Source organism: Microcoleus sp. AT8-B5 (genome assembly GCF_036705565.1).
In the GTDB taxonomy this organism is placed as follows: Bacteria; Cyanobacteriota; Cyanobacteriia; order Cyanobacteriales; family Microcoleaceae; genus Microcoleus.
Genome location: NZ_JAUBUY010000028.1, coordinates 23002 through 46875, shown reverse-complemented (window position 1 = coordinate 46875; position 23874 = coordinate 23002). Strand labels below are relative to the sequence as shown.

The 23874-nt window shown below is 44.0% G+C and carries 14 protein-coding genes; 3 read left to right on the top strand and 11 right to left on the bottom strand.

The genetic code is table 11. The features are described from left to right. The first annotated feature begins 76 nt into the window (after positions 1–76). Positions 77–2308 (top strand): hypothetical protein, encoded by a 2232-nt coding sequence (locus QUB39_RS19115; RefSeq protein WP_333053481.1) that lies wholly within the window; start codon positions 77–79, stop codon positions 2306–2308. 12 nt (positions 2309–2320) lie between these two features. Then, positions 2321–4153: a DUF6798 domain-containing protein gene (locus QUB39_RS19110; RefSeq protein ID WP_333243181.1), complete on the top strand. Its 1833-nt coding sequence runs from the start codon at positions 2321–2323 to the stop codon at positions 4151–4153. A gap of 93 nt (positions 4154–4246) precedes the next feature. Here the strand turns inward: QUB39_RS19110 and QUB39_RS19105 are convergent, their stop codons facing one another. The 4 genes from QUB39_RS19105 to rfbC form a co-directional block, all read right to left on the bottom strand. Continuing rightward, positions 4247–5221, bottom strand: a complete 975-nt coding sequence (locus QUB39_RS19105; RefSeq protein WP_333053361.1) for a glycosyltransferase family 2 protein — start codon at positions 5219–5221, stop codon at positions 4247–4249. Positions 5222–5315: 94 nt separating this feature from the next. Then, positions 5316–7109 (bottom strand): hypothetical protein, encoded by a 1794-nt coding sequence (locus QUB39_RS19100; RefSeq protein ID WP_333395904.1) that lies wholly within the window; start codon positions 7107–7109, stop codon positions 5316–5318. 221 nt (positions 7110–7330) lie between these two features. Further along, entirely contained in the window at positions 7331–8209 is an 879-nt protein-coding gene (rfbD, locus tag QUB39_RS19095) for a dTDP-4-dehydrorhamnose reductase (protein WP_333053359.1), read from the bottom strand. A 2-nt stretch (positions 8210–8211) separates the two neighbouring features. Beyond that, positions 8212–8757, bottom strand: a complete 546-nt coding sequence (rfbC, locus tag QUB39_RS19090; protein ID WP_333053480.1) for a dTDP-4-dehydrorhamnose 3,5-epimerase — start codon at positions 8755–8757, stop codon at positions 8212–8214. Positions 8758–8806: 49 nt separating this feature from the next. Between rfbC and QUB39_RS19085 the strand changes: the two genes are divergently transcribed. Continuing rightward, the gene (locus QUB39_RS19085; RefSeq protein WP_333053358.1) at positions 8807–9496 is read left to right on the top strand and encodes a methyltransferase domain-containing protein; all 690 of its coding nucleotides are present in this window, start codon (positions 8807–8809) and stop codon (positions 9494–9496) included. A gap of 85 nt (positions 9497–9581) precedes the next feature. Here the strand turns inward: QUB39_RS19085 and QUB39_RS19080 are convergent, their stop codons facing one another. The 7 genes from QUB39_RS19080 to QUB39_RS19050 form a co-directional block, all read right to left on the bottom strand. Next, entirely contained in the window at positions 9582–10646 is a 1065-nt protein-coding gene (locus QUB39_RS19080; protein ID WP_333053357.1) for an NAD-dependent epimerase/dehydratase family protein, read from the bottom strand. After that, a complete protein-coding gene (locus tag QUB39_RS19075) occupies positions 10639–11400 on the bottom strand; it encodes a glycosyltransferase family 2 protein (protein ID WP_333053356.1) in 762 nt (253 codons plus the stop codon). The genes QUB39_RS19080 and QUB39_RS19075 overlap by 8 nt, the downstream gene beginning before the upstream one ends. Positions 11401–11403: 3 nt before the next feature. Beyond that, positions 11404–13119 carry a hypothetical protein gene (locus tag QUB39_RS19070; protein ID WP_333210381.1) on the bottom strand — a complete coding sequence of 572 codons (1716 nt, stop codon included), beginning with the start codon at positions 13117–13119 and terminating at the stop codon, positions 11404–11406. 264 nt (positions 13120–13383) lie between these two features. Further along, a complete protein-coding gene (locus QUB39_RS19065; protein ID WP_333053354.1) occupies positions 13384–15384 on the bottom strand; it encodes a chromosome partitioning protein ParA in 2001 nt (666 codons plus the stop codon). 58 nt (positions 15385–15442) lie between these two features. Further along, positions 15443–18451 (bottom strand): peptidase domain-containing ABC transporter, encoded by a 3009-nt coding sequence (locus tag QUB39_RS19060; protein ID WP_333053353.1) that lies wholly within the window; start codon positions 18449–18451, stop codon positions 15443–15445. Positions 18452–18571: 120 nt separating this feature from the next. Further along, positions 18572–19321: a peptidylprolyl isomerase gene (locus QUB39_RS19055; RefSeq protein WP_333053352.1), complete on the bottom strand. Its 750-nt coding sequence runs from the start codon at positions 19319–19321 to the stop codon at positions 18572–18574. 280 nt (positions 19322–19601) lie between these two features. After that, positions 19602–23723: a glycosyltransferase gene (locus QUB39_RS19050; protein WP_333210384.1), complete on the bottom strand. Its 4122-nt coding sequence runs from the start codon at positions 23721–23723 to the stop codon at positions 19602–19604. Between the last annotated feature and the right edge of the window lie 151 nt (positions 23724–23874).

The window sequence follows — 23874 nt, the reverse complement described above, 5'->3', positions numbered from 1 at the left end:
GATTTTGGCAAAAAAACCCGGTTTCTGACTACCCGTGCGTCCAGGACTATACAATTGATTGAGGGTTGCTAGAGTGATGGAAGTATTTGATGTTGTTTCTTTTAAATTGCCTCGAAAATTTCTAATTGATGGGTTTTTCCTGTTTTTACTTGTTCTCCTCACAGTTGCAGTAACATCAATCTATGTATCCAGCGAACATACTTTTTATTGGTGGGATTACGCGGGATACAATACCGCTACAGTCAACACGGCAAATTTATTTCGAGAGTCGCCAGATAAAGCATGGCGCGGAGTTATAGAATCGCTATCTAAGGAAAAAAACCTATTAATTTCTCTGCCGTTAGTGCCGTTTATTCTCTTATTTGGCGAGTCTCGGCTGAGTTACATTCTCAGTGTATCCCTGATTTATGTGCTGCCGTTTCGTCTGTTGCTGGGGGCAATTTCTGCAAAGCTAATTCCAGTTTATCCCCGCCGGGTATTTTGGTCAACTGTGCTGCTGAGTTTATTAATTCCTATGAGTTGGATACCGACTCTGCGGGGATATCTGGATACTGGCGGCTGTGTGTTTGTAGCCTTGGCAATTTTGGTTTATTTGCAGGATGTCACGCTGAAATCTTGGTGGAAAATCCCGTTGATTGGGTTTTTGCTGGCGGCGGCGATTCTGTTGCGGCGCCATTTTGCTTATAGTGCGATCGCATTTTTTGGTGCCGCGACTTTACAGGCTTTCATCGAGTTTATTGTACAGTATAGCAATCCCAAGGCAGTTATCACAATGGTTCAGGCTTTTAGCCGGGACGGGCTAGAAGCCCATCCCACAAGTCATTTAGGATTGCTATTTCAAAGTATTCAAAACAAAGGTTGGAAAAATTTGTTTGAATCCGCTGTAAAATTGGGCTTGATAGCTGTAACTAGCTTGATTATTTTAATGTTGGTAGCGGGGGATTTTACTCGCAGTGCTCTGACGGTTGACTACCGCAATTTGTATGTCGCTTGGAGTTTGCCTGTAAATGATATTTTAACTCGTTATGCGGATTTTTACGGTTTGGGAACTTGGCTGCTGGTACTGATTGGTTTTTCGGCGGGAATTCTGACTCGAATGCTGGTTCCGGCGGCGGCTATTTTTGTTTCGCTGTTTGGGGTTTTGTCGCTGATTGAATGGCTGTTAGTGTTGCGTTATGGCTACTTGCACTATACAATTCATATTACACCGATCGCACTTTTGGGACTCTCCACATTTTTCTGGACAACTTGGCTGACACTCAAGGGAAAAGTCCGGTATTTCATGCTGGGCGCGGCGGGTTTGTACCTGGTTTTGAATGCCGGAGTCGGGTTAATTCCTCTCAAAATAGATTTGCCAAGACTGTTTGTGGGTAATTTTCCGCCGTTAGTGCGATCGGACTACGACGAAGTTGTAAAATTAGTAGAGTTTCTGCGAAAATTAGCACCCAACGAAGAACCAATTTATATTGCCGGTGCTTCTAACAGTTTTAATGCTAATATCCTCAGACAAGCTAACCGAAAATTAAACCCGCCGGAGGGTTGGTGGAGATTAAATACAATCGGGAGGCCGCAAATTGACTCGCGCGATACTTACCCGCTACCGGAGTTGTTGCAGTCACAATATGCGGTGGTTGCTGTACCTTTTCAGCAGGTGTTAGCGACTGACGAACAAGTTTTGCGATCGCACGAACAAGATGTTGTTAAAGTTGTGTACGATGCCTTTACTCAAAACTGGGAAATTGCCCGCGATTTCCAATTGCTACCGGAACAGTTTAAGCTAGAAAACGGCGTGACACTCAGCGTTTACCGGAGGATGCGGCCGACTGATACAGCAACGGCAGTTAGGACTCTGGATGCAATGCAGCGACAAATAGTCGATCGACCAGGCACGCAGTTAGATTGGATTAGTTTGCATCAATCAATCTACACAAGTGCCAATTATTCAGTAAGTCAAGAATCGGATAACCTATATAATATTGTAACTCATCCAATTAAAAACAGCAAGAAACTCGATACATCTTTTCTGTATTTAGGTTCCATTTCAGATAAAGTAAAAGTTACCGGCAAACTCAATTTACCTAACCAACAATGTCCGGGAGTTGCCCTGCGCTTGACTTTGTGGGACAAGCAAGGTAAATTAGTAGACTCAGCAGAGATGGCTTATAGTCAAAAAAGTTATCTCGCCTTAAATCTATTAGTTGAAGGCAAAAATCCCATTTATCTGCTGCTTGAGGTATTGAGTAGCAGCCAACAGGATTTAACAAACCAATGTCAACTGGAGATTAACAATTTGGCTGTCAGTAGATAAATTGAACCGTCAATGCAAAAACATCAAAAATCCCACTGGTATTTTAATCTATCTCTCTATACTTTTGTCATCATCGGCTCCCTGATGGCTACTGGCTATATTTTCCCCATTGGAGGCAATTTCCCAGAAGTGCCGCCTATTCAATTTATGTTAAATCCTGAACTCTACAAAAATGACTATTACGTTCAGGAAATGGTGAAATTTAATCCGAGATATTACTATTATTATATTATCTATTTTCTCGCCAACTTAGGAACAAGCATTCCCCTAGCGCACTTTATTTATCAATTCCTCGCCTTCGGTTCATTTGTCCTAGCTTGCTACGCAATTCTCAATATCTATACTAATTCCAAACTGCCAGCAGCAGCGATGGCTTTTTTATGTATAGCCGCTTCATTTACCGATGTTGGTAACACGCTGATATTTTCCACTAAATCAGTACCCAGTATCTTCGCAATGGGTTTCGCAATCTGGGGAATTTACTTTAGTTTGCGCCAGAAATGGCTGACTGGATATTTCTTTTTTGGACTAGCTTGTCTGCTGCAATTCTTAGTGGGTTTGTTGCCGGGATTGATGATGGTTCCCGTTTTATTTATTGAATCTGTAAGACAGCGGAATTTCAAAACATTGATTTTGGCGATCGCACTTTTAGCAGCAATGGCAAGTATCGTTTACGTACCGATGTTATTAACAGGTACTACCAGCACTCAAACTATCGACAACGCCGATTTTGTCTACATTCACGCAAAAGTCCGCAACCCCCACCACATCCTCCCGTCAAATTGGTATTTGGGGAATTGGTTCAACTTTATATGTTTCATAATTGGTGGCTTACTGTGCATCAAAAATTCCGATTTATTGTCCAAAGAAGACAAGGTTAATTTTTATATAATTGTTACTACATCCATTTTGGGACTGTTTCTAAATTACATATTTGTAGAAATTTACCCGCTGGCTTTTATCGCAAAACTACAGTTAGCTAGAACCGTACCTTTTGCTCAACTAATTATATTTATTGCTGTTGCTTTGACGGTCGAGCAACTTTACAGAGAAAAACACATAGCTATTAGCTTGTTGCTGTTAGCTGTACTAACTTTGCCTTTTAGGGGTATCATTTTCCTAGGATTATCAGTTTGGCAAACAAAAAAATACGTATTTCCCAAACGATATAATATATTGTTGTGGATTTTAGCAGCAGGAACGGTAATTTTCAGCTTGATATATCCGGTGACTGATTCATGGGAAATAATGGGCGATAGAATAATTAGCATCCCAGTTTTTTTCTCAATCCTCGCCTTCCCATTCATTTTAGAAAAAACATCCCTAGCTACATCTATCAAACAAACTCTAACTCACACCTTAGCCTTAATAACTACTGCCACCTTAGTTTGTGGAATAGCAGGAATTCTGCCCAAACCTATATTAAATGTATTTCAAACAAGAGTTAATATCAATGCCGTTCCCAGAGACGACTTAAGCAAATTAGCTGTGCGATTTTCGCAAAGTAGCAGCCCCGATTCACTCGTATTAATTCCACCCTCAGTTACCAGCTTCCAGTTTTTCTCCGAAAGGGCGATTGTCGTCAACTTCAAAAACTTCCCCTTTACCGAAAAAGGCATCAAAGAATGGCAAAATCGCATGGAAGCTGTTTTAGGGGTTCCCTTAAACCCGCAAATGATTTGGGGAGGAAATGACTTTTTCATCCGCCGCAGCAGTGCGGATTTAGTCAAAGTAGCCAAAAACTATCATGCCGATTATATCCTGACTCGTACTGACTGGCATCCAAATATTCAAGGGGAAATCGCCGACAAACAAGGCAAATGGATACTGTATAAAATCAGATAATACTATTCTTGAAAATATGATATCTTTCTTCAGTCTGCGGAGGCAGACTTTGCTTGTGTAGAAGCGATTTCAATCGCCGTTTCCATCTTGCGGTTAAATATCAAAACCCGAATCATCAATAATTTCGCTAATTTGCTTGTCCACATAATCAGCATCCACATTCCGCGCCATCAACTCAGCCAAAATCCCCAAAGAAATCAACTGCACCGACAGAATTGTACACAAAATCCCAAAAAATAACAAAGGTCGATTGCCGATCGGCCCAAAATTCATCCCCGCCAAATTCAGAAACCAAATAACTATCAAATAACTCAGCGAAACAGTTCCAACAAAGCCAAAACACAAACCCAAACCGCCAAACAAATGACCCGGTTTGTGCAAATATTGCGTCGTGGCTAACACCGTCAACAAATCAATAAAACCCCGCGCATAACGTTCCCAGCCGTAATTCGATTTTCCGTGCTTTCGCGGATGATGTTCCACGACTACTTCGCCAATTTTAAACCCTAAATTGTTTGCTAAAGCTGGAATGTAGCGGTGCAATTCTCCGTACAATTTAATCGACTGCAAAACTTCCCTACGGTAAGCTTTAAAACCGCAATTCATATCGTGCATTTGCACGCCAGTCAGCAAACACGCAACGGCATTAAATAGCTTGGAAGGTAAAGTTTTAGAAAGCGGGTCGTTCCGCTGTTTTCGCCAACCGGAAACTAAATCAAATCCCGATTCTAAATGATGTAAAAATTTGGGAATTTCAGCGGGGTCATCCTGAAGGTCAGCATCGAGAGTAAAGATAATTATCCCTGCTGCATTGCGAAATCCTGCTGAAAGCGCGGCGGATTTGCCAAAGTTGCGGCGCATTTTAATTGCTTTAATTAGTTTGGGATGTTTGCTGGCTAAATCTGTGATTTCTTGCCAGGAATAATCGCGGCTACCGTCATCTATGAAAATGACTTCGTAACTGTCAATTTCTGTTTGCAACATGACAATTTTGATTTTGTCAAACAGCAATTTTAGGGTGGCTTCTTCGTTGTGAACTGGGATTACGAAGCTGAGTTGTTTTGGCATAGAGATATTTTATTTCATTTTTGTTGTTAATGAGATTTTTTTTTATTAACCGCAGAGGGCGCAGAGGGCGCAGAGGAGGAGAAAGAGAGGTTTTTTAGTTTTTATTGATAACTTGGGAGTTTCGTAAGGCTACCCAACCTTTGCGGTTTTTAAAGGAGGCATAGGCTGTCAATAGTTTATCTGTTGGTGATGTTTGAATGTATCCTCTCCAAGCTGCGAATTCGTAGGAAGGGCCAAATAATTTAACTAAATCTGGGCGGGGAAATCCTGACATGGCGAAACCTCTAACGACATTTTCTTGGTTGAGAATGGCAATACATTTTACATTGTTTTCGGGGTCTCCTACCCAGCCAATTACTCTGGCTGCTGTTGGTGCCAGTCTGGTGGCTGTATCAAAGTATCCGGGTACTCCGTCTTTGGGGGCTGACAGTAAATTTGCGTCGATTTTTGTGTCTAATGCTGCACAGAAATTGTGTTTTTTGATGTCTCGGTTAAATGGCACTAAGTTGTTAGTTTTTAAAGCGTCGATTAAGCCGACAAAAGCGGCGGGTTTGTTGCCTACGCGGTCTTTAATTAGGGTTACGTCGGTGATGCCTAGTTGCAGTGATAATGCTACTAACGGTTGATAGGTTGCTCTGTGGGCGATCGCCATTGCAGTTTCGCCTCCCACCCCGTACATTAAAATAATCGCGACTGTGGTGACTGCAAACAGCGGTGTCAACCAACGCCCTTGGATTCTTGGTGTTGGCTGCAACTCGCGCACCCACAATACTGTCAGCACAATTGTGCTCATCCAAAACAAAGCTGGAAGTGTGGCGTAGCGGGAAGCGGTGGCTTGTTCGACGCCAAATCCCGATCGGCTAACCGCGGCCATTAAGGCCGTTTGCAGCGTGTAAAGTTGGATTGATAGCCAAGGCAGCCAATCCGGGCGATCTACCTTTTTTACAAATAGCCAATAACCCACAAAACCCGTCGCTGCAATCAAACCAATTATACCAATAATTGAAGCAACAATAATATTTTCGCTAAAAATTCCGCCGAGATAAATGGGAATATATTCGAGAGTTTTGAGCGGGTTAATTTTAGTTAAAGAAGGGTGATGAGATGGAGTTTTATAAGTTAAAAAATAAATCCCAATCACTGCAATCGAAGCAATGAAATACAAATAAGTTATTCGCCGAGGAAACCGCAGCACAACAGCAGCAGCACACAATATCGGCCACAAACCTAAAGGAGTGCTGTAACTAATACAGCCTAAAACGCCAAAAACAATGCTGCCAATTACCCACTTATTTTGTAAATGCGGGGGCGGGCACGGGGGCACCGCCCCTACCAACTCGTTACCAGGCTCTGCCTCCCTTTTCTTTAATAAATCTGTCACATAGGATTGCAAACAAAATATCGAACAAATCACAAATAAATTAGCAATTATCCAGTGAACGCCACTGAATCCCCGCATCCAATTGTGAGCCGCCGCCGGAGTAAAATTAAAAATAGAAATGCAAAGGAGTAGCGAGATAAATTGCAGCGGAAAACGCCTCATTTTTAACGGCAGCAGAGCAATTAATACGTGGCACTGAATCCAAGCCAAAAACCAGGCAACTAAACACAAACCAATATTTGAACCTTGCGTTACAGCTATATTCAAGCCATAAATAATGGCCGGAATCAAGACAAAATGCTCGTTGGCCCGAAATATCCAATTAAAAGGATTTGTAGAAAAACCGTCTACTGAATAAAAATTCCATGTCATCCACCAATAATCAAAATTAGACAAGTCTCCCGCTTGCGATATCAAGTACAAAATATATGAAGCTGGTATTAGGATGCCGAGAACTGAGGCGGCAATTAAAATATATTGTTGCTTGATTTTCATGGATTCAGACATGGGGTATTTTTAATTAATGGGGCAGGTTTAGCGACGCACTCCCGACAAAGAAACCGGGTTTTTTATTTAATCTCTAGGCTACAGCGAAGGATTTTCGTAAAAAACCCGGTTTCTGGCCACCAGTGGATAAGTCCTATTGTCCTGAATCCCTAAATTTTAGACTAAAGTTCAAACTCCCAGATTCAATGCTGCAAGTAAATCTAAAATCTAAAATCTAAAATCTAAAATCGACTGACTTCTCTTGCCAGCATTTGTCTGAGCCCTTGCCGCCAGTGGGGAGGATACGTGCCCAAAAGTGCTGATATTTTTACCGTAGATAGGACAGAAAAAGCGGGGCGTTTTGCCGGTGTCGGATATTCGGCGGTGGTGATGGGAATTACGCGCTGAACTTTTAGGGGAAAGCCGAGTTGTGCTGCTTCCTCAAAAATGGCGATCGCAAAATCGTACCAACTACAAACACCGCTATTAGTGTACTGGTAAGTCCCAAAAGTTTCTGGCCCAAGGAGAGGAATAATTTGTGAAGTCGCCGCACCTAAATCCCGAGTCCAAGTAGGACTTCCGATCTGATCTGCTACTACTCGAATTTCTTCCCTTTCCTTTCCCAACCTCAGCATGGTTTTGACAAAATTACCTTTGCCACCGTTGCCGTAAACCCACGCGGTTCTAATAATAATATGTCGGTTTCCCGATTTGAGAATTGCTGCCTCGCCTGCTAATTTCGACTTGCCGTAAGTTCCCAGTGGATTCGTAGAATCTGTTTCCAAATAAGCAGAACCGTGGCTGCCGTCAAATACATAATCAGTAGAAAAGTGAATCAAACTTGCTCCCTGTTTTTCGCATTCTTCGGCAAAAATTCCTGGGGCAATAGCGTTGACTGCATATGCTAATTCTGGTTCACTTTCGGCTTTGTCTACCGCAGTGTAAGCACCCGAATTGATGACTAAATCCGGTTTAATTTCAGCCATTGCTTGACGGATGCTTTCGGGTTGGGATAAGTCGAGGCGAGTGCGATCGAGCGCAATTACCTCTCCCGAAGATAATAAAATCGGCTGCAATTCTTGAGCTAGCTGTCCGCTGCCGCCTGCGAGTAAAATTTTCATGATCAAAACACTTGAGCTGTTTTCAATGTTTGTCCAGCTTGGTCTTTAGCTGATAAGATTGGTTTGGCACCATCTAGCGGCCAGTCGATCGCCAAATCGGGGTCATTCCACAGGATACACCGCTCGTGTGCCGGTGCGTAATAATCTGTAGTTTTGTACAAAACTTCAGCCGTCTCGGAAACCACTAAAAAACCGTGTGCAAATCCCGCCGGCACCCAAAATTGCCGTTTATTTTCTGCACTCACCAAACACCCCACCCACTTTCCGAAAGTCGGCGAACTTTGTCTAATATCCACCGCTACATCAAATATTTCGCCAGCAACTACCCGCAGCAATTTTCCTTGAGGTTGCTGCAGTTGGTAGTGCAAACCGCGCAACACATTTTTAGAGGATTTGGAATGATTGTCTTGAACAAATTCGGCTGTCACGCCTGTTTTTTCGACAAAAGCTCGGTGATTGAAACTCTCAAAAAAGAAACCGCGATCGTCTCCGAAAATTTTCGGCTCAACGATCAGAACTTCCGGTATTTCGGTAGATATAACATTCATAGTTAGCTGTGAAAGTGATAAACTCATACTCAGTCTAGGCTATTTTACTATGAAAACTGACACATATCTCAAAAAATTGTATGCCAACCGCTTTGATTCGCGACAAATGCAAGCGAAGGTGGCACTATGGAAAGTTTTAATTGACGACTTCTTACAAAATTATGTTCCTCCCGAATCAGCGGTTTTAGATATAGGCGGCGGTTACTGCGAATTTATCAATCAAATTCGGGCTAAAAAAAAATATTTAATTGATCTTAATCCCGATTCAAAGTTATTTGCTAATGCTGATGTAAATGTGCTTAATATTGATGTGTTGAATTTAGAAAATTACACATCTTTTACCGAACAGTTCGATAGTATTTTTATCTCAAATTTTTTTGAACACCTCCGCAACAAAGAGGAACTTGTAGAAATTATCTCTTTTTGCTTCGAGGCCCTCAAGCCTAGCGGTTCTCTGTTGGTAATTCAGCCTAATTTTAAATATTCATACAAGGAATACTACGATTTTATCGACCATCAATTACCGATAACGCATTTATCGCTACAAGAGCTTTTACAAACTGTCGGGTTTGAAATCGACTTAATTATACCGAGATTTTTACCCTTTTCGACGAAAGGCAGACCGGCCTCGCCCTTGCTGTTAAAAATTTACTTAAAATTGCCTTTTTTGTGGCGTTTTTTGGGAGGGCAAATGTTTGTTAAAGCATCGAAACAAAACAATAGAGGCAGAGCCTCATGACAGGCAATCCTAGTCATATGCAGGCAGAGAGATTCATCTGCGTTTAGCCGCGTTTATCCCCCTGTACCTGCCATTAAAAAAATCCCTACAAAATCGAACTTAAAACCACCTCATTAGCAGCAATCCAATCATAAATATCCTGCAAAGCTGCTTCCGGCCCAATAACAGGCCGCCATCCTGTTTTCTCCATCACCCTAGAAGAATCAGTAATAAAAATCGGAATATCCCCCGCGCGTTCCTCCAAAACAGGATTAATTGAAATCGATTTACCCGTAATCTTTTGGCACAAATCAGTTGTCTCAACCAAAGAAAGACTGTTGCTAAAACCACCGCCTACATTAAAAACTTCGCCGTCAAATTTAGCAAAATTTTCTAACTGATAATTAACTAACCTCAACAAATCTTCCACGTGCAGCAAATCCCTAACCTGCTTCCCACTGCCACCAAAACCGATATAACTCAGCGACTTTTGAAAATAGTGAGCCGCCACCCACAAACCGCAAACTCCCTGATCTACTTTACCCATTTGCCAAGCACCCGTAATTAACCCGCAGCGGTTAATAATTGCGGGTACATTGTATGCTTCCCTGTATTCCTCAATCAGCAATTCCGAAGCTAATTTAGTGGCTCCGTAAAGCGAACGGTGTCCTTTTAATGGGAAGTCTTCTGATATGCCCAACTCGGATATACCGGGTAAAGTTTGCTCAGGGGCGATCGCAAATCTATTGGGCAACTCTAACAGTTTAACAGATTTGACACTGGCGATCGGATAAACCCGACTCGTAGACAAAAACAGCAAACTCGCACCCGTTTGTCTCGCCAACTCCAAAACATTCACAGTGCCCAGTAAATTCGTCTGCAAAACGTACTGAGGCGAACTAAAACCAGCCAGCACAGAAGGCTCCGCAGCACAATCTATAATGCAGTCAGCATTGAGTGCAACTGGATCTAAATCTGCCGCTGTGCGAATATCCCCGTAAACAAACTGAATACCACAACTTTTAAGGCGAGGCAGATTCAATTCTGAGCCCCGGCGACGCAGGTTATCTAAACAAATTATTTGCCATTCCGGGTGCAGTTTCTTCAGGCCAATTGCCAAACAACTGCCGATAAAACCCGCACCACCAACAATTAAAATTTTATCAGGCATTCACTTTCAACTTTGCTATCTTTCTAGTCCGGTGGTAGTCGCCGCGAGACAGATGTTTTTCGAGCCAGACATACAAGACAATAAACAAATATCGACTGCCCATCTCTTTGATTTTCAGCTTAGAAATACCAGCAGTCCGATTGTACCACCTCAGAGGAATCACCGTATAAGAAAAACCCCGAACAATTGCTTTTAAAGGCAGTTCCACTGTCAAATTAAAATGATGGCTCAGAATCGGTTGCACGCCTTCAATTACTTCTCTGCGGTAAATTTTAAAAGCATTGGTGACATCGCTGTACCGCAAGCCGAAAATACTTTTGACAAACCAGTTTGCTAAGCGGTTAATTACTAACTTGTGAATGGGATAATCAACTATAAAACCACCTTTGATAAAGCGGGAACCGAAAACGCAATCATATCCTTCTTGCAACTTGCGGTATCCTGCTACCAAATCCATCGGATCGTCGGAAGCATCCGCCATCACAATTGCCGCAGCATCTCCGTCAAATTCCACCAATCCCCGACGCACCGCAAATCCGAAACCGTTGGGAGGTTGATTGTTGATGTATCTCACTGTGGGAAAAGTCTCTGACAACTCCTGGCAAATATCAATAGTTCGATCGACACTATTGTCATTCACAATCAAAATTTCGTGCGGAATGCCTTCTAAATCAAGCGTCTGGGCGATCGCCCGCACAGTACCGTACAAACAGCCCTCCTCATTGTGGGCTGGTATAATCACAGAAATTTTCACTCCTCATCCTCCGCGCAACTCGACAAACTGGTTGTCAACAGGATTATACACCCAAGCTTTAATTTCTGTTTGGGCGATCGGCAAATTATTATCCGACAAATCAACAGCCCACCTGGCATTATTGTATAACTCAGATTTTAAACTCTCAGCAATGTCGGGACTGTCCAAATTTACATAAGCGTTAGCAAAAAAAGATTTTTTATCCCCGACAGATAGCAGTACAATATTGGGCTGTTGCAATTTTTCTGGCAAAACCGCCCAACCAGCAGCCTTGACAGCCTCATTTTGCTTAACAGTCAAGGATTTATCGCTAGTTTGAGGTTTGTCTAAATAACCGTAAACTTTCTCCGTATTAGAAATAAACTCTACATTTTTCGCGAACTTGATCCAACCTATTTTGTCGATAATTGCAGCGCCTTCTCTCACCAGCCAAGTTTTTTTGCTCAGCACCCTCAAACAGCTTTCCGGCGAATTATCAAAAAAATCCGACGGTTCCAGATAGTTAATTAACTGCAAACAATCTTGAGCGCCTTGTTTGTAAATAACTGCTAATCTAGTTTGGGCGATCGCCTGTTGAGAGTTAACAATAATTGTAGCAATTAACAGCCCTGCCACTACCCGATAAATACATTTATAATTACGCTTTAACGTTGCTTTTGTTTCTTGATATTTACCTCGGACAAACAATTGCCCTAGCTGAACCACAGCAATTAACAGCAAAATCGAATTCGTCGTATATCTCGACGATTCGAGCGCCTGAATCGCTCCAAATTCAGCCCTCCCCGCCGTAATAAACAGAGCCGATAAAACCGAAAAACCACCTATTGACAGCCAAGGTAAAGCCTCACGATGCTCGGTAATCTTTCTCCCAAAGTGGAACACAAAAAATAAGAAACTTGCAAATATTAGCAATCCAACTAATGCTGAAATTCCAGGCGATCGCACAATTGGCGAACCCAGCAAACTTAAAAAGTAATCAATCACCACAAACGGCTTATTCAACAATGAAATAATACTTGCTTTCCGACTAGGATGATAATCAATTGAGTAAACAGCACAAGTTGTCGCAAACAGCAGCATCCAGACAATAAGTCTTTTTCTTTTCTGCGCCGCATTTCCTTCTACAGCCGCCACAGCGGGAATTGCAGCCAACCAAGACAGCAAGCCTTGCGCGAGGGAAAAACTCGCAACAAAGCAGAATACAGCAGCAATAAAGATTCTAATATTAGGCAATAATTTGTGATTTGAAACCAGCGCATAAACCGCAGCGACAAAACACAAATTGACTAAAAACCACGCTAATTGAAATCCCCACAGCCAGTTTTCGTGCTGAACTAGAGAGAAAAGCAAAATACAAGTTAAAATATTAGCTAAATGCCACAAATCATCCCCAACATTCTTAACTTGCATTGAGGATAACTTGTACATAGCGATAAAAGTTATCGCAGCCAAACCTATGCTGAGACACAACTGATAATTAATATTCCATCGGGAAGCAAAAGCCAGCACCGCAATAATTATTTTAGGGAAAAGTATGCGGTGGTTGCTGTGCAAAGCCCAAAAATCGTTAAAAGTTACATTTCCCGCAGCTATTTTTTCAAAAAGGCTAGCTAACCTCCACTCGTCATCAACGGGAACGTTAACGTTAAAATTCGATACAAATCCGATTAATAAGAGGACAGGAATTAGATATAAAGTAAATAATATGATTTTTTTCATTAATATCCAATCCGGTAGCATCGGAATTGTAAAATCTAGTCATATCATGTCCGATCGATTAACCATAATATCCCGGTCAGGGCGGGTTTTTGAGAGTGTAAATTATTCGCAAGTATTGTTGGCTCACGGGCCCCTACAAAAATCGCGATCGCTCGAACGGACATGATATCATCAGCTTTTCGACTGAAAATCAACAGTAAACCGTCAACGGTCAACGGTCAACGGTCAACCGTCAACCGTCAACAGTAAACCGTCAACTGTTCGCTACTTAATAGTCTTGAACGTATCCATTTTCCCAGTAAATCGGTTAATAAACATCTGCAAAACAGTCCGCTTGCCGATATTAATATTAGAACTCACTGCCATTCCCGACTGCAAGTTAACCTCCACTTCATTTGCCTTGCCCTTGTTCAAAACAAACTTCTGATTTTTGAGCTTAATTTTGGTTTTGAAAGCATAGTATTTCCGCAGTTCAGTAGGAGGCTCAGCATCGCTGCTAATCTCTATCACTTCACCCTCAGCAGTACCAAACTCCATCGCCGGGAAAGCTTCTACATTCACTTCCACAGGCACGCATTGGTATTTCGTCAAACCCAGTTTCTCTCTGTTAATTTCCTTCTCTGGACAAACGCAAATTTTACCTGTTTCGCAGTCAATCTTTTCTCCGTCTAATTGCTTGCCGTGATACGGCTCCAATTTGGCCCGCTTCTGTCTCAAAGCATCCAATACCAGAGCCACATTGCTGTTTTCCAGGTAAACAACTGCTTCCAAACCGTTGTCGTCATCCAAAACTTTAAGCAGCTTTTCAGTTTGCTGTGCTTCGTAATAAGCTTCTTCGCAGCGTGCTGGGCGCGGTTCGCCCGGTTTCACCACCGAATTAATAATGGATTGGCATATCGGATCTTTCGCCATATCCAACTTAGCTTTCTCCTTCGTAGAAGGCTTCAAATCGAAGATAACACCGGATACCGGAGCTTTCAGAACTTGAGTGTCGCGGTTTTCTTGAGCCTTTTCTAGCTGAGCGTTCACCTCGGACAACTTTTTCAGGTTTTCCACTTTGAAGCGGCTTAGCTGAGAATCGCTGCTGGCAATTTGTTTCTCGTTTTCAGCAATTTTGGTATAAAGTTCTCTCGCCCAGGCATCCTTGGTATTTTTTAACTGTTCTTGAGCGCGGGCGATGGACTCCTGAATGCGCGCTTGCTCTCCTTGCTGGCGCTGTATGTCAGCACTAATTTTTTGGATGTCGCCTTGACGCGCGTTAATTTCGCCTCGGCGCGTATTGATTTCACCGAGGCGCGTGTTAATTTCGCCCCTGCGAGAGTTGATTTCACCTTCGCGCTGCTTGATTTGATCTTGCTGTTTGAGAACGTCGCTTTGGCCTCTGAAAACATCTTGTTCTTGACGTTCTTTTTGCAGTTCAGCGATGGCTCCTTCCTCCACCAGGGGGGCGAGTCGGCCTAGAATGTTTTGATTCGACTTCAATACTTGTTGCGATTTCGCTAACTGTTCTTGGGCCAAATCTCTCTGAGCCAGGGCGGATTTTACTTGCTCTTGCGAAGAAGCTAACTGCTGCTGGGCATAATTTAATTGGTTCTGGGCAAAACCCAATTGTTGCTGTGCGACTATCATTTGATCGCCGGCAGCTTTCTCAGCATCCTGAGCTTGCTTCAGTTGTTTTTCCAACTCCTGAACTTGGCCTTGAGCTGCAGCGACGCGAGACAGAAATTCCGATCGATAATTAACATAAAGTCCTTGCTGAGCAGCATCAAAATTTCCGCTGGCTCCCCGATTGAGGTACAGTTCGTCAATCAAAGCTTGCAGCACTTGATTTTGTGCCGTGAGGCTCTGTCTGTCCCTGATTGTTGATTCTAGGTTAGAAGGAACAGGGCCTTGAATTTTGCCGTTGACAACATCTTCGTAAAATTTATTTTCCTTTTCCAGAGCTTCTTTAGTTTTCTGAACCGATGTTAAATCGGCACTGGGCGCAACAGGGTTGAAAGTGAGCAGAGGCTGGTTTTTTTCCACGCGATCGCCATTTTCAACGTGAAGTCTCACCACAGCGCCCGTAGCAGGTGCTTGGATGTCTCTAGCACCATCTTTGAGTTCCAATTGACCCACAGCGGGGACAGCTTGCTCTACGCTAGCAAAATAAGCCCAAACTACAGCAGAAGTGGTCATCAGCATGATCATCCACAAAAACAAGTGCGACCAAATCGCTGGTTTTTCGAGAATGACTGGTTGCTCAGAAAGTATTAACGATTTCATAGCCATTTGTTAGTTCTCAGTTGTTAAGGGTTAGCGATCAGTTGTGAGTTGTTAGAGATTAGGTATTCGATGACTCTTGTTGTTGGAAGAGGCAGTAGTAACGCCCTTTAAGAGCCATTAATTCTTTATGAGTTCCCCGCTCGACTACAGAACCTTGATCCATCATAATAATTACATCAGCGTTTTGGATGGTAGTCAGGCGGTGAGTAATGAAAAACACCGTGCGGCCGGCGAAAGCTTCTGCTAAGTTATTGCAAACTTGGCGTTCGGAATGGTAGTCGAGGGCGCTTGTAGCTTCGTCCAAAATCAGCAGTTTCGGGTTTTGCAAAATCGTCCGGGCGATCGCCAAACGCTGTCTTTGACCCCCAGAAAGCGAGGAACCACGCTCTCCGACTATCGTATTGTAGCCAGCAGGCAAGCCCATAATAAAATCGTGAGCTACCGCTAATTTCGCAGCTCGCACAATCTCATCCGTACTCGCATCTGGATTACTCAGAGCAATATTTTCCTGCACAGTACAGTTAAACAGCAAAGTATCTTGCAACACCACCCCAAGTTGGCTGCGGAGCGAGTACAGTTCCACCTTAGAAATGTCATAGCCGTCAATAAAAATCCGGCCCGACAGCGGCGGATAAAGACGCTGCAACAGCTTCATCGCCGTACTTTTACCGGAACCGCTTCCCCCCACAATTCCCACAAAACTGCCAGCGGGAAATTCCAAATTAACATTAGCCAATTGCAGTGCCCCGCTCTCCAGGAATCGGAAGGAAACCTCCTCATAGGTAACCTGCCCTTGAATTGCCGGCAGCGGGATATTGCTGCGATCTTCATCGCTGGTTTCCGTCGGCGTATCGACCACATCCTTGAGCATATCGATCGACATCGAGACTTCTTGGAAACTCTGCCAGACGCTCACAAAACGCAGCAGCGAACCAGTCACGTTCCCGGAAATAATTCGGAAAGCAATCAACTGACCCAAAGTAATCTCATTTCCCAGTACCAAATAAGCTCCCACCCACAACTGAGCTAAGTTACCCACCTGGTTTAAAAAGCTGCTAATCGTACCGGCCGTAGTCCCCGTGATAATTGTTTTAAAACTGGCTGTAATGTATTTTGCGTAGCGGCTCGACCACTCCCAACGGGATTTCAATTCAATATTTTGAGCCTTAACAGTTTGAATCCCGCTGACTACTTCCACTAAATAAGATTGAGAGTCAGAAAAACGCATATTTCTCTGTTTGATCAGGCGCAGCACCAGCGGATTGATTAGAACAATCATCAGCCCCAGTACCGGTACCACTGCCAAAGATACAAACGTTAGCTGCACGCTGTAGGAGAGCATCACGGCGACGTAAACCACCGAAAATACCGCATCGAGAACCACTGTCAGAGCTGTACTCGTCATGAATTCCCGAATCTGGCCCATCATGCTGAATTTGTAAACCAGATCTCCGACGCGCCGATTGTCAAAGTAATTTTGGGGCAGCCGGAGCAAGTGGTCGATGACTTCTGCACTCAATTTGACATCAATGCGGTTTGAGGTATCTATAAACAAAAAGGTACGCAAACCGTTGAGCAGTCCTTCAAACAGGGCAACACCTAACAGAAATGCACCCAAAATATCCAAGGTGTCAATGCTGCGCTGACCTAATACTTTATCAATAATTACTTGGCTGATTAATGGGTTGGCAAGACCAAATAACTGTACAAAAAACGAAGCGAGCAACACCTCAAAAAACACTGTCTTGTGTTCCATCAGCGCCGGCACAAACCACCAGAAGCTGAACTGCTCTTTTTGTTCGACTTGCGGAGCTTGCAGCAGCAGGACTTCTCCTGATTCTCCCCAGATTTCTTTAAACTGAGGTATCCGCTTCCGCATTAACCCTTTTTCGGGCGTGGCCATCACCAATTCTTGCTCGGTGATGCTGTAAATAATGGCAAAGCTGGTTTCCCATTTAATCATTACGGGAGCTTTGATGCGGTTGATGGCTTCTGCGGGCACTTGCGCCAATTGGGGCGTCAGGCCGATGCTTTGGGCGATCGCCCCGCAGGCTTGCATACTGATAGAACCAGCGGTTTTTAACTGATTTTCTAGAACTTTGCGGATGATATCTCGACGAAACTTGAGGCCGAAATACTTGCTCAACATTTGGAAGCAAGCAAGCGGGGCCTCAATCTGCCCTTTGGCCCGGAAAACTGGGTATCTCCCGGCATCCTTTGGTTGGTCGGTTTTGGGTTCTGGGGGACGATCGGGGGCGTCTATAACCGCGATCGAGGTTCCGTTGGGCGGATTCTGCCCAGAGCCTCCTGTCTCTGTCGTGCCATTTAATGGGTCTGTTTCGGGTTGGGCTTCGGGGGGTTCCCGGAAGCCGACCAAGCGAGCGCCGAGGCGGCCTTCTACTTTTAAGGATTTGGCTGCGTTTTCCACAGAGAAGCGGCTGCCGGTGGGAAAGTCGCCCAAGACGCCGCTGCTGACGAGCCAAATTCGATCGGCATCTAGCTCTTTGGCGATGTCTTGAGTTTTTTTGTTGCCGTTTGGTACGTTGACAACTGTCGCATCTTGCCAAGCTTGCAGGGTGAGTTCCTTGAGATTGGAAGTGCCGTCGGCTTGGCGCTGCAATTCCAGGCTCAACAGTTCAAATACTTCGCTCAAGGAACAGTGTTCGCGAAAGGATTCTCCAAATGTCGGCTGTTTTTCCAGTACGCTCAGGAAATCTTCGGCAGGTAGGACGATCGCGATCACATCTGTAGAGGCGATCGCGGTTTCGCAGGGAACCCCCCTGAGCAAGCCAGCCCAGCCCAGGATTTCCTTCGACTGCACCAAGCGTAAACTTACGTGGCGCTGCGAGCGCTGGTCAAAGCCCAGCAGCCGGGCCTGGCCTTGATAGATAATTGCCACCTGAGTCGGCATTTTTTCCCGTTCAAACAGGGGTTGCCCCGTCCGGTAGCCAAGGAGTTGGCATTTAGCCACCAAGGCTGTCAGAGCCGTCTCTGACAGTCGGTCAAAGGGAGGTGTTTGAGCTAGGAAATCCTGAATTTGGGAGAGGGAAACAGCGGAAGAAGTCATCCAATTTTAGATTTTAGATTTTAGATTTTAGATTGAATCCAGGGGGTTTTTGTCAGGATGCTACGCTTTTTCAAGTCTCCACGGATAAATCCGGGGGCCCCTGACCCAATTGCTGGATTGTCATGATATTGAAGACACGGAGGAGAGGGGCTGTAGCGGGCCTATTTGCGATATCTGTTCGGCGAGCCAGCTTTCAAATAGTTCGTTAATCAAGTGCAGCCGCATCGATTCATCAAGCTGGGCCGGCATGAACTTTTCTAGCCGAATAATTACCATCCATTCTGCCAGAGGACGCGGCGTCCAGAGTTGATTTGGCTGGCTGACGGACAAAAGTTTGCTGATTGCCGGGTGGGGCTGGCTGAGGGGTACGGGGCCCAACAAGCCGCCTGACTTGGACTCCGGCCCTTCGGAATAGTCGCGGGCCACTTCAGCAAAGGTTTGTTCCCCTTCGAGGATGCGAAAGTAAAGTTCGTTTGCCAGTGCTGGATTTTTGGTGCGTACCAGGGAATAGACTACGTGGTCTAGGCTGGCTTTGCGGGTTAAAAAATAATTATCTACTTTAGGTCTCCAAGTTGCTTGCTTAAATTTTTCGATCAGCAAGGGCCTAACGGCCATCTCTTGAAGTTCTTCTTCCGTCATGTTTTGGCTACGCAGCCAAGCTTCTTTGGCTTCCGGGGCTGTCAGTTGGTGTTGTGCCAGAAAGTCAAGGACGGCGGATTTTCGTTCTTCGTCGCTGCAACTAAAGGATGCGATCGCTTGGTCTACTATTACACCCCGCAAGAATTGTGGCATCAACTGATACCGCTTCAGGAGCGATGGCATATCTTGAGCTTGCAATAATTTATCGCCTATTTGAAAAAGTCCTGTCATTTTTTTATCTCCAACTGACTTGCGCTTCCCCTTTTAATTTAGCTGTGGCAGGAAAAGAGCGACAACCACTAACCCCTCGATTCCCCGATGATAGCAGACCGTCAGTGGGCTAGCGCTATTGCTGTCTATTTCTTGACGCTCTGCCTAGCGAGGGGTTCCCCGCGGGGCTCAGAATGGTAACGGGATGCGAGAGTGAGAGAGTGGGAAAATCTTCCCTCAACATCTACCCGTTAAATCCCGTACACTGCTTAGTTGCTGAACTTCCTTCTTCCTTCTTCCTTCACTCTCGGAATAGTCTTTCAAAGAGTGCTTCGAGTTGGGTCGAGCAAGCGCGACTGTCGAGATATTTGGGGTTTGCCGCCATTTTTTGCTGGATTCGCTCGCGGTAGTGCCGGCGCAGTTCTGGGCTGGTTCCCAGTGCTGTGTTCAGCTCTAAATAAGAGTTCTCGCTGTCAGCTACCAGTTCCGGAATTAGTAGTTCTTCGAGGACTGCGGCTGATTGTCGCGATCGAGTTTTTTGCCCTTTTCTTACCACTACAGGCAACCCCACCAACAGGGGTTCTGCTAAGAAGCAGCCACTGCTGTATGGATAGGAGTCTAAATATATATCAGCCAATTCCAGACATTTTATGCAATCTGCGCGAGATGGCAGCGCCTTAATCACAACTAAGCGCTTTTTGTCAATCCCAAATTCGGCAAAGAGCGATCGAATTTGGTTGTAAAAAGGCACCGTCGGATAGTTTTCATTGCGGGAACTAAAGGGATACAAAACTAAAATAGAATTCGGTACGGCAGCAATAATTTTTGCCCAAGTTTCTCTCAATTCTGGGATAATTGTCCAAGCTTGAGCGCCGGACATGAACACTACAGATTCGTCGGTGGCTCCCCAACTCCTGCGAGTCGGTTCAACTGTGGCAGGTGCTGACCCTACAGTATAGCTTACACAAACTCCCGACCCTTTTAAAGTAATTAATTTTTCGCGAAACTCTGCAGCAGCACCTGCGGGCAATGTCAAATCTCCAGCAATGAAATAATCGATATTTCGGGTGCCGGTGGTTGCGGGGGTTGATGCACCGGTAGCGATTTGCACCCGCGCTAGTCGGTGCAGGCACAGCAGCGCGCTTGGTTGAGAAGTGTCGGTAGTATTGGTGCAGATTAGCAGAATATCTAAATCGTGCGATCGAATTTCTCGGACTTGATTGGGCAAAGTTTCTGACAGTTGCACCAGTTTGTCAGCGCAATTTTCGCAATATTTCCCCAGTCGCTCGTCTTGTACCTGGAAATAGTACACAATAATTTCAAATTTGCTTCTGTCTAAATATTCAAAACTCGCAATTGCAGCACGAGTCTCGGATTCCTCACTAATTTTATCCAGCAAAAAGCCAACTCTGATTTTATTTTTTTCAGGTTCTCTCTGAGGAAAATTCCATTCTATTTGACTGCCGATATTTTTCAAATGAAATTCCAGAATATCAGCTCGCTGACTCAATATATTGAGCAGATTGACCTCGTCGCTCAAATACAAAGCTTGGAAGCTAACACTTTTGGCAATAAAAGCTGCCAAATAACGCCAAACTTCTGAATCTGGAAAACTGGCGATATTAGCAGCGACGTACTTGATTAACTGCTGGAAATATTCAGAGTAACTTTCTACTTCCGACTTGGGTTGAAACTGATATCTTGCACCCTTCTCAATTACTTGTTTAGGAACAGGCAAGATGCCTGTTCCACCAGCAAATTCATCTTGTGTGGAACCAACAGGCAAGATGCCTGTTCCACCAGCAAATTCATCTTGTGTGGAACCAACAGGCAAGATGCCTGTTCCACCAGAAAATTCATCTGTTGTGGAACCAACAGGCAAGATGCCTGTTCCACCAGAAAATTCATCTTGTGTGGAACGGGCATCTTGCCCGTTCTTGACAATTCCACCTCTCCTTTGAAAATAATTCGGTGACTGAAATAGGAATTTCAGAAAATCGTCAAAAAACCACTGGGGAATCGCTGCATTTTTATACTCAATCGGCAACTGATAAGCGTCGCGGTACAGCATCGCTGCGAGGAGATATTGCATCTTCTCGGCAATTTCCCCTCCTTCAGCAAGTTTCGAGGATAACTGCTGGACAAAACGTTGTTCTGACTCAGTTAAAGTTTCATTTTTTAGGGCGCTATCTAGTAGCAATTTATGAGCCTTCCTCATGTCTTTCGAGTAAGCAATTTCTAATTTTTCCGCTGGCAAATTCAGCCAATACTCAGCTAGCTGTTGGCGGTAGGGGCGCAGCGCGAGAAGAGGCTGTTTTGAGGGGAATTTATTGTATTGATCGAGCAGTGGTGATAATTCTGATAAACTCGGCTGGGTTCTCAATGCCAACTTATGGCGGATTGTCTGTTTGATTTGTTGATCCAGGAAACTGTAATCAGGACTATTTAGTAGTTTTTTATAAAATCTTACTACATCCTTATGATTTTCCCCAGCGGCGAAGTTTTTCCAAGTTTGTTGTTCGGGATGAATCCGCAGTGAGGACAGTTTTTCGTCTACAAATCCGATATGATAGTTGCCCATGATTCGCCACCACATATCTAAGTCTACATACTGAGATAATCCCGAATCAAATAATCCTATTTCTTCAAAGACTCGCGCGGCAATTAAGACGGTACTCGGTTCGCCAATTTTGTTTATCGGGTTGTTCAAGCATTTAGTATCTGCGAGTAATTCTTTTCCTGGCTGAATAGATTTTAAATTCGACCAGCTTTTGTGCAAATCTTTAATTGATTGGGAAGCTCCGCGCAAAATCGGGTTAGATTCATTGTCAGCGATGGTGATGCCGCGCGGGGAGAAAACCATACCTATTTCTGAGTTTTGTTGGGCGAGTGCGACCATTTTCTCAATACATTCTGGTGCGAGCAAGTCGTCTTGAAATAAAAATTTAATATATTGACCTGTTGCTTGAGAGATGCAAAAATTCCAGTTTTGTGATAAACCGTAGTTGCGGTGCAGTATGATGCGGAAATCGACTGAGGTTTGTGATTGGAATGATTGGGCGATCGCAATTGTGCGGTCTGTGGAGCCGTCGTCGGATATAATCAGTTCTATGTTAGCGTAGGTTTGGGCCAAAGCACTTTGAATTGCTTCCCCAATAAATGCTTCTCCGTTGTATGTCGGAATGCAAATGCTAACCTTCGGCTGCTCGTTTGGCAGTTCTCCTTTTGCTTGACTTTGTTGCTGTGATGGCGGCAAGTTAGCCCTAATTTTGGCAGACTTCGCTTTGGCTGTTCCTAACAGAGGTATGCTTTGAAAGTTATCGGTAATCTCGGCAATATATTCGAGACGTTTTCTAATTTTATTCCCTGTAACTTGGGGGTTGAGTAAAGTCTTAATTTCCTCAGCGGCTATCGCTCCAATTTGTTGAGCTTCCCGGTAATTGTTGAAGACGTACCGCATTAAATCCGCAGCGTGTTCGACATCCGCTTGGGCCCAAACATTGCCTTTTTTGTAAGGCCCGCAATCTTGCTCAATTGGGATTAACTTATACTTGACTAAATAGCTGTTGCCGACATTCATAAATTCTGTATTTGATGAATAGCCGGTGGCAATTACGGGTTTGCCGTAAAACATGGCTTCAGCCATTGTTAAGCCAAATCCTTCGCAGCGGTGCAGGGATACATAACAGTCGCAATTGTACAGCAAACCGTTTAGTTTATTTTTGGACAAATACCCGTCTAGATGTTTGATATTTGAACAATTGGCGATAGCAGACTTTAATAACTTTTGCTGTTCTAAATGTTGGGTTGAATTAGAAGATTTGATGACCAATAATACGCTGTTATCTTCGCCAAAAGCTTGCTTAAATGCTTGAATTGTCGCTAAACTATTTTTGCGCTCGATGCGGCTGGAAAAGTCGAATACAAACAAGAAAATAAATTTATCTTTAGGTAAATTCAGTGCTTCTCTGTTCAGGGAAGGTGCGGGGAGAGCAATACTGGGCATGATTTTGATGACGGGAATTGGCGAGACTGCGGAAATTGCCTCGGCGCAATAGTTGCTGTAAGTCCATATTTCGTGAAAGTTATTAAATGCTGGCTGCCATTCTGGGGGAAATTCGGGAAGTTCCCAGGCCCAAAATCCGATATTGTATTTGTTTTCAAAATAGCTGGAACCTCTATCTTTGATAAAGGTTGCAACTTCATCGGCGTTGACTTGAATTAAGTTTACGGGATGGGGATTGTCTTGGCTAAAGTTTTGATAGGTGGTGTCTTGTTTGCGGTGGGGACTGCGGGTAAAATTGTTGATAATGAAGGGAATGTTGGCTGCTTCTGCGGCTCTGATGTTGGCTCGGACACCTTCTCCTATGCCAAATTCGCCGCTGATGTAGCCGGCGATGTTCATTCCTAGATTAGGGTTCATAGTTTCTAATGTATTTAGCAAATTGTTGGGTTAATTTTTTTTGGGAAAAAGCCGAATTAATTGAGTTTTTCTATCGCGCTGAATGAGGGTAGGGGTTGAGAATGAATTATAATTTTGCTCAATTTTTGCTAAGATATAGGAATGCTTGTAT